Origin of the sequence: Sporolactobacillus sp. STSJ-5, from assembly GCF_024385605.1 — a bacterium.
Lineage (GTDB): Bacteria > Bacillota > Bacilli > Bacillales > Sporolactobacillaceae > Sporolactobacillus.
Genome location: NZ_JANFOJ010000007.1, coordinates 116,409 through 128,581, shown reverse-complemented (window position 1 = coordinate 128,581; position 12,173 = coordinate 116,409). Strand labels below are relative to the sequence as shown.

7 protein-coding genes are annotated in these 12,173 nt (G+C 40.0%); all 7 read right to left on the bottom strand.

Features of this window, described 5'->3' with window-relative positions; genetic code table 11:
* Positions 1-180: 180 nt before the first annotated feature.
* The gene (locus NOM01_RS08855) at positions 181-2,037 is read right to left on the bottom strand and encodes a glycoside hydrolase family 13 protein (protein WP_255748120.1); all 1,857 of its coding nucleotides are present in this window, start codon (positions 2,035-2,037) and stop codon (positions 181-183) included.
* 33 nt (positions 2,038-2,070) lie between these two features.
* Positions 2,071-4,482: a glycogen/starch/alpha-glucan phosphorylase gene (locus NOM01_RS08850; RefSeq protein WP_255748118.1), complete on the bottom strand. Its 2,412-nt coding sequence runs from the start codon at positions 4,480-4,482 to the stop codon at positions 2,071-2,073.
* Positions 4,483-4,797: 315 nt separating this feature from the next.
* A complete protein-coding gene (glgD, locus tag NOM01_RS08845) occupies positions 4,798-6,033 on the bottom strand; it encodes a glucose-1-phosphate adenylyltransferase subunit GlgD (RefSeq protein ID WP_255748116.1) in 1,236 nt (411 codons plus the stop codon).
* Positions 6,020-7,168, bottom strand: a complete 1,149-nt coding sequence (locus NOM01_RS08840; RefSeq protein WP_370646017.1) for a glucose-1-phosphate adenylyltransferase — start codon at positions 7,166-7,168, stop codon at positions 6,020-6,022. The genes glgD and NOM01_RS08840 overlap by 14 nt, the downstream gene beginning before the upstream one ends.
* A 348-nt stretch (positions 7,169-7,516) precedes the next feature.
* The gene (glgA, locus tag NOM01_RS08835) at positions 7,517-8,944 is read right to left on the bottom strand and encodes a glycogen synthase GlgA (RefSeq protein ID WP_255748112.1); all 1,428 of its coding nucleotides are present in this window, start codon (positions 8,942-8,944) and stop codon (positions 7,517-7,519) included.
* 41 nt (positions 8,945-8,985) lie between these two features.
* Positions 8,986-10,932 (bottom strand): 1,4-alpha-glucan branching protein GlgB, encoded by a 1,947-nt coding sequence (gene glgB / locus NOM01_RS08830; protein WP_255748110.1) that lies wholly within the window; start codon positions 10,930-10,932, stop codon positions 8,986-8,988.
* Positions 10,933-11,284: 352 nt separating this feature from the next.
* The gene (locus NOM01_RS08825) at positions 11,285-12,169 is read right to left on the bottom strand and encodes a 5'-3' exonuclease (RefSeq protein WP_370646016.1); all 885 of its coding nucleotides are present in this window, start codon (positions 12,167-12,169) and stop codon (positions 11,285-11,287) included.
* Positions 12,170-12,173: the final 4 nt, after the last annotated feature.

The window sequence follows — 12,173 nt, the reverse complement described above, 5'->3', positions numbered from 1 at the left end:
TGTTGCAGGTTTTATATTAGTTCTGCTCAATTTCTGCCTTTATTTGTGTACGTATATAATAACATAAATCGTCAGAAATATTTTCTAAAATGAACTATTTTAAAGAAAAAATTGGCGAATGGTCAACATTCAGGTACAGTCATAGATTTAATTGAACGGAATAAATAGATTGAAATCAAATTAATCTTGATTCCTTTGATAAATCAAGAACGATTGAGCATCTACCTTTTTCTCTGTTTGAAGCATCATTTTTAGGCAATGATGAATCAGCTCACCTCTCGTCTCGTCAATCAACTGATCGAGGTTCATAACAATAGATTCTAAAGAAGGATTTAGCAGGAGAAGTGTATATTTGTCTTTTGATCGAATGCGCAAGCAGCCAAAAATCAATCCCAATGAAAAGGGGTAGAAATCTCCAATCTGAAGATTATCATCGGTACGACGTACCTTAATTGCTTCTCGAAACATGGCTAATATGTTCTGATTTTCTCTGCCCCAAGGATAAAAACGACGATTATCCGGATCTTTGCCCCCAATAACACCTGCCTCGTCACCATAATAAATGCAAGGGACACCCGGAAGCACCATCAGCAGCCAAATTGCAAGTTTTATTTTTCTTTCATTTTCACTTAACAGGGTGAAAACACGCTCTGTATCATGAGTACCTATATTATTCATATTTGCAAGTAAAGCATCCGGAGGATAATTAGATTTGATCGTAAAACTCATCCTGGCTGCTTGTCGTGCATTTATTTTTCTATTGATTAAGTCAATAATCAACGTGCGGAATGGATAGTTCATGACACCATGAAGCATGCCGCCATTAAGATAATGCCGTCTCTTTCCATAAGAGATTTTATTTGATGCATCTTCCCAAACCTCGCCAATTAATACTTTGCCGTTATCCTTTTCATCATGCCGATCGACTGCTTTGCGAATACCTGCAATAAATTCGTCGCTCAACTCATCCGCCACATCAAGCCGCCATCCCCCGATGCCGGCAGCAGTCCATGTGTCAACGACACTATTCTCGGAACCGAAAATAAAGTCTTGATAGGATTTTTTCTCTTTGTTCACCGTCGGCAGATCAGCTATATTCCACCAACACTCATAGTGATCGTGATCGCCATGGAAAGTGAACCAATCATGATACTTGGACGACAGATCTTGATAAGCACCACTGTTACCGTAGTGACCAAAGCGGTTAAAATAGTTGCTGTCGGCACCGACATGATTAAATACGCCATCGAGAATGATACGAATACCCATACGCCGTGCTTTAGCAATTAATTTATCAAAGGTTTTTCGATCACCGAACATTGAATCGATCTGAAGATAGTCCGCGGTATCATATTTATGATTGCTGCTCGCCTCAAAAATCGGACTGAGATAGAGAATTGTTACACCTAATTTTTTTAAGTCATTTAATTTATCTATAATTCCAATCAAATTTCCACCATAAAAATCCCACCGAGCAATATCACCATTTTTATCACGAATGTAATAAGGCAAATCCTCTGTTGTTGCATAAATAAATGTATTTTTTTTCGGATGTAAGACGCGCTGGTACCGATCACCATTAAAGAATCGATCAATAAAAATATGATAGATGACACCGTGAACATACCAATCTGGTGCAGGATCACGGTGATCAAAACAGGTAATTTGGTACTGTTCAATTTGAGTAGGATCCGTTACGACGCGACCCTCTCCCCCATAATTATCAACGTCTTTACCAAAAAACACAGTTATTTCATGCTGATCTTCCAAATAAGAAACCCGAAAATGGTAGAAATAGAGTCCAGCGTTCCCTTCAGTTTTAAACTTTGAATAATACATTGAATCATTTTCAGCAGATCGAGCCATATGCTGCACTTGAGTCTGCTCACCGTCTTTTTGAATCATTAAATCAACTTTGGTGATATTACTGCCGATTGCGCGAATTGAGAAATAGATCGCACTGCCGATTCTAACCGCTCCGAACGGTCTTCTGAATGACTCTGACCATGAGTTAAAATATACATTTGGAATGCCCATAAGCAACTCCTTCTTCCTCGTTCCTTACATGACTTAGATTGGATGAACCTTTGACGACACATCCCAAATCTGGCTGGCATATTGCTGTACCGTATAGTCTGATGAGAAAATACCGGCACCGGCAATATTAATGAGTGCCATTCTCTGCCATTTGAGCGTGTCACGATAAAGTCGATCAATTCGTTCTTGCGCAGCAACATAGGAGTCAAAATCTCTTAAAACGAAATATTCATCCCCATATTGAACCAACGAATCAAAGATTGAGTGTCCTTCTGCCTCTGCCCCCGGTATTGTGCCGTCAATGAGTGCATCAAGTATACGGTGAAGGACTGGATTGTGTTCATAGTAATTTCGCGAATGATAGGAGCCGTCTTGATAATACTGATAGACTTCCTCCTCGCGCAATCCGAAAATCACGATATTCTGATCACCAACGCGGTCCCTGATTTCAACATTGGCACCGTCAAGCGTAGCCAGTGTGATGGCTCCGTTCAACATGAGCTTCATATTGCTTGTTCCCGAAGCCTCCTTTGATGCTAGAGAGATCTGCTCACTTACATCTGCCGCAGGTATAATTTTCTCAGCGAGTGAGACCCCGTAATTCTCAACAAAAACAATTTTTATTTTGTTCTCAATCTCGGGATCCTGATTAATAAGATCGGCAACCGAATTAATAAGCTTGATGATTTGTTTTGCGTACGTATAACTTGGTGCTGCTTTTGCACCAAAAATAAAAACACGCGGCTGAATGTCAGCCTGCGGATCGTCCTTGATTTTAAAATATAGGCTCAGAATATGCAGTAAATTAAGCAATTGCCTTTTATATGCATGTAATCTCTTAATCTGAACGTCAAAAATAGCATCCGTATTTATTTTCAGATGCATTGCTTTATCGACATACTCAGCAAAGCGTTCTTTATTCAATCGCTTGATTTGTGCCAATTCAAGTAAGGTACCCTTATCATCACGAAATGCTTTTAACATATTCAATTCAGTAGGTGTTGTTTCCCATTCATTGCCGATTTTTCGCCGAATCAGATCTCTAAGCGGTTCATTCGCAAGCATTAACCAGCGCCGTTGCGTGATCCCGTTGGTCTTGTTGTTAAACTTGGACGGATAGATCAAAAAGAAATCGTGAAGCACTTTCTCTTTAAGAATTGTTGTGTGAAGCTGTGCCACACCATTGATGCTGTGACTTCCAATGATCGCCAGATGTGCCATCTTAACATTTCCGCCTTCGATAATACGTGTCCTTTCAACAATAACAGGTTCAAATAATGTACTCATTTTCATGGTGAATCGCCGATCAATTTCTTGAATAATTTGATCGATGCGTGGCAAAAGTGAACGCATCATATCGATCGGCCATTTTTCCAATGCTTCGGACATAATTGTATGATTTGTGTAGCTCATCACATTGATCGTCACATTCCAGGCGTGATCCCAGTCCATATGCTCTTCATCGAGCAAAAGGCGCATCAACTCAGGAACGCAGAGTGCAGGATGTGTATCATTTATATGAATCGCTACTTTTTCTGCAAGGTGGTTCATGTGCAAATGCATTTTCTTATAATGACGAAGGATACTTTGAATACCTGCGGAAACGAAAAAATACTCTTGCTTTAATCGAAGCAAACGTCCTTCATAATTCGAATCATCAGGATAAAGTACTTCTGAAATGCTTTCAATTTCATTCCGTTGATGAATATATGACCAATAATCAGTGATATCATCCTTCGGAGGAACCTCTGCTGACCAAAGGCGCAAGGTATTAACAGTACTATTATTGTATCCGATCACCGCACTGTCATAAGGAACAGCCAAGACTTCTTGAGTATCTGAATAATGCGGTTCAAGAACGCCTTCTGCATTTTGTTCGAGCCATACTTTCCCGTAAAAACGCACGGTTACCGCAGCATGCATTTTTCGTGTTTCCCAAACATTTCCGTTTTGAAGCCAATTTTCCGGGAGTTCAACCTGATAACCATTAACAAATTTCTGTTCAAATAAACCATATTTAAAGCGAATGCCATTTCCATGTGCGGGAATTTCGCTTGTTGCCATCGAATCGATGAAACAAGCGGCTAAGCGGCCAAGCCCTCCATTACCAAGTCCGGGATCAGGCTCAACAGTTATAAGATGCTCGAGATCAATCCCAAGATCTTGCAAACCGTTCCGAACTGTATCCAGAATGCCTAAATTGAGTAGATTACTTTTCAGCATACGTCCGAGGAGAAATTCCATCGAAAAGTAATAGGCTTGTTTCTTTTGCTTTTCAATGTATTGCTGATTTGTACGGCTCCAATTCTTTGATAAATACGAACGCAGCACGTTTCCTAATGTAAAAAACTGTTCTGTTGATTCAGATTCCTTGATATCCATTGAATAAACTTCAGTCAGCATTTTTTTAAAATCTTCTTTAAATTTTCGTTTTGATAGATCCATATCTTGACCATCCTTAGTTCATCTTTAGTAAGACCTGCTACATTAGAAAAAAAGCAATCAAAAACAGCCGTGAATTTGCCTGAACAAGCAGCACTGATTGTAAACAAACAATCATTTCTATTACATACAACTGCTTATTCTGTCCGGCTGTTTCAGAATGCAACTATCTTGGATGACTGACGGACGCGGCTTTTTATTTCTGCTATTAACCTATCATTCCCGGAAACAACAGACTTTAAAAGCCGCTGTAAAATTTATTTGATAAAGCATTTGAATCTGCCAATTTTTTACGAAGGAAAGTGCATAAGAAACCTATTATTTGCGTGAAAAAAGCGTCTCAATATTTGGTGTATTAATCGTGTTCTCTTGATTTTTCAACGGTGCAGTATCTGTAGTTAGCCCCTCGGCAATTCTGCTGATTACTGAATTCTTTTCAATGACAATGGGTTTATTCTTCGTTCCAACCAATTTCGTGTTCGGCTCAATTCGAACTTGTTTATCTAAGATTACATAGTGCAGTTCTGCCCCGCTGCCGATTGAACTGCCTTGCATTATAATCGAGCTGTTCACAACGGTATTCTTCTCAATAGTCACATTGCGAAAGATCACTGAATGCGAAACTTCACCATGAATCATGCAACCATTAGCAATCAATGAATCTTCCACGTCGGAGGATCGGGAATAGTAGGTTGGTGCCTCATTCTTCACTTTTGTATGAATAATTTGACTGCCCTTCAGCAGTGCTGTCATATTCCGATCCTCAAGCATATCCATATTTGCTTGATAATAAGCTTCAACAGAATCTATATTTTTTAAATATCCGGTGTATTCAAAGCCGTTGGATGGCAGATTAACGATCGCTTGATGAAGAACATCGTTTAAATTACAATGTTCACTTTCAGCAACTGCATTGCGGATCAGCTTTGTTAATAATTCTGTTTTTAAAATATAGATATCCATATTAATAAATAATTGGCCCATATTTTCGCTCATACTGCATGATCTGAGACCGCGCACATGACCATCCTCGTCTATTGTCAGACATGATTCATTTTTGTCCTCATTATTCTGAACCTCAGTTGACTTATAGACCACCGTTATTTCCGCACCTTGTTCAATATGATGGCGCAATACTGCTTTGACATCAATATTGCAAAGCATTCGCGTTCCCATAATAACTGTATATTCAGATTCGGATTTGTCGAAGAAGGCTATATTATTAAAATAATTGAAGATATCTCCTTCATGACTGACTCCATTACGGCCACCATCCGCACCTGGATCAGAAAAGAAAAACAACCCGCCGTGCAAACTATCTAGTCCCCATTCCTTGCCACTGCGTACATGATCGTAAATTGAGCGCAAATTATCATGGGTAAAAACACCGATGGTCTCAACACCGGCTGTGGTTAAATTCGTCAAGGGTAAATCAATCAGCCTATATCTGCTGCAGAAAGGCAGGCTGGCAATCGGACGATGACGCGTCAATGGATACGTCGCCAGCCTCGATTCTGTCAAATTGAGAATCCCGCACATTTTATTCCGCCTCATCATTAAGCCCCCCTACAATTTCATTGTAACCAACCACTTCAATTGACTGGTCCCCGACTATCTGAGCATTATTTGCAAATACAGCATGCTCACCGACGATCGCATGATCAATGGTCACATTTTTTCCAATCACTGTATTTGCCATGACAATAGAGTCTTTAATGACACTATTAGCCCCTATTTTCACATTTTGTGAGATAATGGAGTGATTAATTTCGCCACTGATGTAACAGCCGTCAACGATCAGTGATTCCTTAACTTTTGCTCCGGATGCAAGATAATGCGGAGGGGCAACCGGATTCTTTGAATAGATACGCCAGCTTTTATCGCGAATGTTTAACTCGTGATCAGGATTAATGAATGCCATGTTCGCTTCCCATAGGCTTTCAATGGTACCAACGTCTTTCCAATATCCATTGAATGAATAAGCAAATACGTTCTCTCCATTGGCAAGAAAGGAAGGGATCACATTTTTTCCAAAATCGTCCATATTTTGACCCGTTGCATGACTTTCTACCAAGTAGCGGCGTAGGACTTCCCAAGTAAAAATATAAATACCCATTGATGCCAAATTGCTTTTCGGCTTAGCCGGTTTTTCTTCAAAATCTATAATTCGATCTGTATTATCAGTATTCATGATTCCAAATCGCGATGCATCAGTAAGTGGTACATGAATAACAGCTACGGTTGCTGATGCTTTCTTCCGTTTATGAAAATGAAGCATATGCTCATAATCCATTTTGTATATATGATCTCCGGATAGGATCAATAAGTAAGTCGGATTATGGCTGTCGATATAACTAATGTTTTGATAAATCGCGTGAGCAGTCCCCTCGAACCATTTTTCACCGTCGAGGCTGGAATGGGGCTGCAAAATGGTCACACCGCCGTCCTTATGATCAAGGCCCCAATGCGAACCGTTGCCTATGTGACTGTTTAGTTCGAGCGGCTGATACTGGGTGACAACACCAATCGTTCGGATACCTGAATTGGAACAATTGCTTAAAGAAAAATCAATAATTCGATATTTACCGCCAAAAGGCACCGCTGGTTTTGCAATGGTTCGTGTAAGTTTTCCTAAGCGGGATCCTTGACCACCTGCCAAAATCATTGCAATCATTTCATTTTTCATCATTCTGGAAAAAGAATGGCGAGACCACCCTCTTCCGCACACCTCCTTTACTCACTAAAGTTCCATTAATACATCATATGAAGGGTAACTTAAAAACATATGCAGAAAGTTATTTTGAAATAAAAAATGATCTTTGACCGGCACAATCGCGTAAACGTTTACACTTGTTTTTTTGCAGCGAAACGTAACCGTAAGAATTTTGGAAGTTTTTTCAATAAACACCTGAAAAATGCAAATTGTGTCTGAAGTCAGTAGCATTGTATTTCTAAAACTATTATATAACAGATTTAAGAAATTGAGATCTAATTTGTTGATAAAGTTCTGAATTTTTACAGAATCTAAAAACAATTTTTATTTTGTGAGCTTTTGATACAACTGAATATATTCCTTTGCTGATTGCGACCACCCGAAATCTAAATGCATTGCTCGATTTACCAATTGATGAAATTTTAGTTGCTGATCTTTGAAAAGCCGAACAGCACGTTCGACCGTATACAACATGTCGTGTGCATTGTAATTCGTGAAACTAAAGCCGTTTCCCTCACCAGTGAATTCATTATAAGGAAGAACCGTATCTTTCAGACCTCCTGTTTCTCTTACAATAGGAAGACTGCCGTAACGCATAGCAAGCAGCTGACCAATGCCGCATGGTTCAAAGTTTGAGGGCATCAGAAATAGATCAGACCCTGCATAAATTTTACGCGCCAGTCCGTCGTCAAAAAAGATATTTGAAGAAACTGTATCCGGATATTGTTCGGCTAACCATCGGAATGCGTCTTCATCTCCTCGTTCTCCGGTACCAAGCAAAACAAATTGAACGTCAAGTTGCATGATTTCGTGAAATACACGAAGTACAAGATCAATTCCCTTTTGTCCAGTCAGCCTCGTGATCATCGCAATCATAGGTATCTCCGAATCAACATTGAGGTTGAGCCGCTTTTGAAGTTCTGTTTTGTTCGCTCGCTTTCCCTCAGCCTCATCGTAGTTAGCAAATAACTGTTTATCAGTTTCAGGATTATAGCTCTCATGATCAATACCATTCACGATCCCCCGAAGCTTGCCGCTCCTCCAGCGAAGAAATCCATCGAGTTTTTCTCCATAATATGGCATCTGAATTTCACGTGCATACGTACGGCTGACGGTTGTCAGAAAATCTGAATAAGCCAATCCTGCTTTCATGTAGCTTACATGATCATAAAATTCGAGTCCGTCTTTATGAAAATATGAAAAATCAAGATCGAGAAGATCACTTAATACCGATTTTGAAAATACGCCTTGATAACGCAGATTGTGAATGGTAAACACAGTGCGAATATCCTTGTAGAACATTTGATTTCTAAAATGAGCATCTAATAAAACACTTACTGGACCTGTTTGCCAATCATGACAGTGAATCACATCCGGTTTATCGAATAGATGCGGAAGAATTTCCAAAACAGCACGAGAGAAGAAAGCAAAACGCTCTCCATCATCATCGTATCCATAGCAGCCCGAACGTCCAAAATAATACTCATTATCCAAAAAGTAATAATGGATTCCTGATTGTTCGAGGTGGAAAATTCCGCAATACTGATTTCTCCATCCAACCGGAATAAAGATATATTTCATGTAAGTCATTTGTTTCAGATAAACAGGATTTAGATCTTGATATTTAGGAAGAACAACACTGACTTGGACATCCTCTTTCTTTAACGCTTTCGGCAATGCACCGACTACATCCCCCAATCCCCCTGTCTTAATGAACGGAACACATTCAGATGCGGCAAACAGTACATTCATCCTTCTCTCTCCTTTTTCACTGGCACACAGCCTACATTTTCTCAAGCTTGGTCATAGGTCATCATTGTTTTTCTTTTTTTTGTCTCCTTCATAAGAATACTCATTCCTAACGGAGGAATCGTCAGTTCAACATGGTGCGGCTGATTATGAAACGGCTCGTCTATCGATTCAATGGGTTTGCGATTACATTGTCCGGATCCGCCGAAAGTTTCTGAATCACTATTAAACATCTCTAGATACTTGCCGCTTGCCGGCACACCAAGCTTAAAATGTTGATAAACGTTTGGTGTAAAATTACATATGACAATGCAATAATCGCCTTTTCGTTTTCCTTTTCTAAAAAAGCTGATCATACTTTGATCAGCGTTGTCGGCATCAATCCATTCAAATCCTTCCTGCTCGTGATCTAGCCGCCACAGGCAGGTCATTGTTTGATAGAAATGATTCAACGCAACGGTGTAATGATGGAAAGCGCGATGCATCGGAAAATCAAGCAAATTCCAGTCCAGTTGCTCCAAGTCCTTCCATTCATCAAACTGAGCGAATTCACTGCCCATGAATAGTAGCTTCTTCCCCGGGTGGGTCATAAAATAGCCATATAAGACACGTAAGTTAGCAAATCGCTGCCATTCATCGCCTGGCATTTTGTTCAATAAAGACCGCTTTCCGTAAACGAGTTCGTCATGTGAGAAAGAAAGAATAAAATTTTCCGAATAGGCATAAAGCATTGAAAAAGTAATCAAGTTGTGATGATGCTGCCGCTCGTTGGGATCAAAGGTCATATACTTCAAAATATCATGGACCCAGCCCATATTCCATTTGAAATTAAAACCAAGCCCGCCTTTATCGGTCGGCCCGGTGACCATCGGATAATCAGTTGCTTCTTCAGCAATCATTAATGCAGAAGGAAATTTAATGTATACAGCTTCATTTAGTTTTTTAATAAAATCAATGGCTTCCAAATTTTCATGACCGCCATATTTGTTCTTCAATTCAAAGGGGAGATCGTTATTATGGTTTAAATAAATCATTGACGATACAGCATCAATGCGAAAGCCTTCGACATGGTAGACATCCATCCAAAAGCGTGCATTGGAGATCAGAAAGCTGACTACCTCATTTTTACTGAAATCAAAGTTATATGTCCCCCATTGAGGGCGATCAGCTAATTTAGGATCACATGGCTCATAAAGTGGAGTACCATCAAATTTACCGAGACCATGAGTATCGCGGCAAAAATGTGCTGGCGTCCAATCAAGGATCACGCCTATGCCCCGGCGATGACAAGCATCGACAAAATACATGAAATCATCTGGGCTGCCGAAGCGGCTTGTCGGCGCAAAATAGCCGGTAATCTGGTATCCCCAAGAACGGTCGTAAGGGTGTTCCATAATTGGCATGAGTTCAACATGTGTAAAACCGTTTTCAAGAACATAGTTAACAAGCTCATCAGCAAGTTCTTTGTACGTCATCAGTCGATTGTTATCCTTTTTTCTCCACGAACCAAGATGGCATTCATAAATTTCCATTGGGCGATGGTAATCATCAACCTTGTCCCTCTGTCTCATCCATTTAGCATCATGCCATTCGAACTGATCAAGACGGCAAGTCAAAGAAGCAGTGTTTGGTCTTGTCTCAGCATAGAAAGCATATGGATCTGCCTTCAAAACAATTGATCCGGAAGGAGTTTCAACCGCGTATTTATAACGTTCCACAACCCCAATGCCTTCAATAAAGGTTGTCCAAACTCCCGATTGTTTCACCGGGTTCATCTTGTGTCTGCCCACTTCCCAATCATTAAAGTCGCCGACAATAGAGACCGCGCGTGCGTTGGGAGCCCACACCGTGAACCGAAAACCGTCGTTGCCGCCAATTTGTATATAATGAGCACCGAATACTTTGTATCCCTCATGCAAAGTACCTTCGTGAAAGAGATACAGATCAACATCATTAGGGGATAACTGCGGCTCATTTTCAATCGTTAACATTGATCCACGCCCTTTTATTATTATTATGGATTGAACGATATTCTCGTGTTCTTTTAACATGCTTCTTTTCATGCGAGAGAATCATTGCAATCACTGTTCTTTTAAAGTTTATAGTTAAACATTCAACGGAAATCGTTAAATTCCTTCATCAATAGACGACTATTTTTTGTCAAAATAGAGAAAATAGTAAAATTATTTACGATAAAAAAAAGCAAGATCAGTTCTCTGATCTCCTCTATTTTAGATTTCAATTAATTATCCAATTTGTTTTATGGTCTATTTACTTACTAAATGCAAGCGCAATCTCATTTCATAATTCATGAGTTAATATAAAAGGTACTGCTTTTGAAGGCTATTCATTAGCCAAAAATACAGAATTCGGACCTTCCTGATTCCATCTTTGTTTCACCAGGTCATATTTTACTAACCGCATCCCGAGCTGATCTACTTTCTCTATGAATGAATCAGTGACTCCTGAATAACCGGCACTCTCCAAGTCTATCGAAACCGGTGCATGACAATTAATTTCTGCCAATCGGCGTGAGAGATGAAGCATATCTATATCCATGCTGATTTTCTTCTGCTGTCCATTTGGCAGCATGTCCAGATGATCGATTATTGAGTCAATGCTTCCGAACTGTTTAATCAACTTAATGGCAGTTTTTTCGCCGATACCGCGAACACCTGGATAACCATCGCTTGAATCACCCATTAGCGCTTTCACTTCAATGAATTGACGAGGTGTCACACCATAATGATCATAGAAGGTTTCTTCATTAAAACTACGGTAATTGCCGTAGCCTTTTTGAAGAATATCTACATGAATGCGCCGATCCAGAAGCTGCAGCAAATCTCTGTCCCCTGTAACAATAGAAACATCGAGTTCATCTTGAGCTTTCTTGGCGAGAGTGCCGATACAATCGTCTGCTTCAAATCCGGACACACCGATATTAGGAACGCCGAATGCATCAATCATTTCCTTTGCCAGATCAAATTGAGGTACCATTTCAACAGGCGGTGCGGCTCGGTTTGCTTTATATCCGTCGAATAATTCATTGCGAAAGGTTTTTGATCCCATATCCCAACAAACCGCCAGATGCGTTGGCTTTCTGCTTTGGATCGCCATCAAGAGATGGCGTAAAAACCCCTGAACACCATTAGTTGGAATTCCTTGATCGTTGAACATAAATTGGCCCGTAGGGGCCGTTGCATAGAATGCCCGAAAAAGCAATGCCATTCCG

What these genes read in the sequence shown, in the direction of transcription:
- NOM01_RS08855 (WP_255748120.1), bottom strand. Translation starts at nt 2,037, where the DNA reads ATGGGCATTCCAAATGTATATTTTAACTCATGGTCAGAGTCATTCAGA.
- NOM01_RS08850 (WP_255748118.1), bottom strand. Translation starts at nt 4,482, where the DNA reads ATGGATCTATCAAAACGAAAATTTAAAGAAGATTTTAAAAAAATGCTG.
- glgD (WP_255748116.1), bottom strand. Translation starts at nt 6,033, where the DNA reads ATGAGGCGGAATAAAATGTGCGGGATTCTCAATTTGACAGAATCGAGG.
- NOM01_RS08840 (WP_370646017.1), bottom strand. Translation starts at nt 7,168, where the DNA reads ATGATGAAAAATGAAATGATTGCAATGATTTTGGCAGGTGGTCAAGGA.
- glgA (WP_255748112.1), bottom strand. Translation starts at nt 8,944, where the DNA reads ATGAATGTACTGTTTGCCGCATCTGAATGTGTTCCGTTCATTAAGACA.
- glgB (WP_255748110.1), bottom strand. Translation starts at nt 10,932, where the DNA reads ATGTTAACGATTGAAAATGAGCCGCAGTTATCCCCTAATGATGTTGAT.
- NOM01_RS08825 (WP_370646016.1), bottom strand. Translation starts at nt 12,169, where the DNA reads ATGGCATTGCTTTTTCGGGCATTCTATGCAACGGCCCCTACGGGCCAA.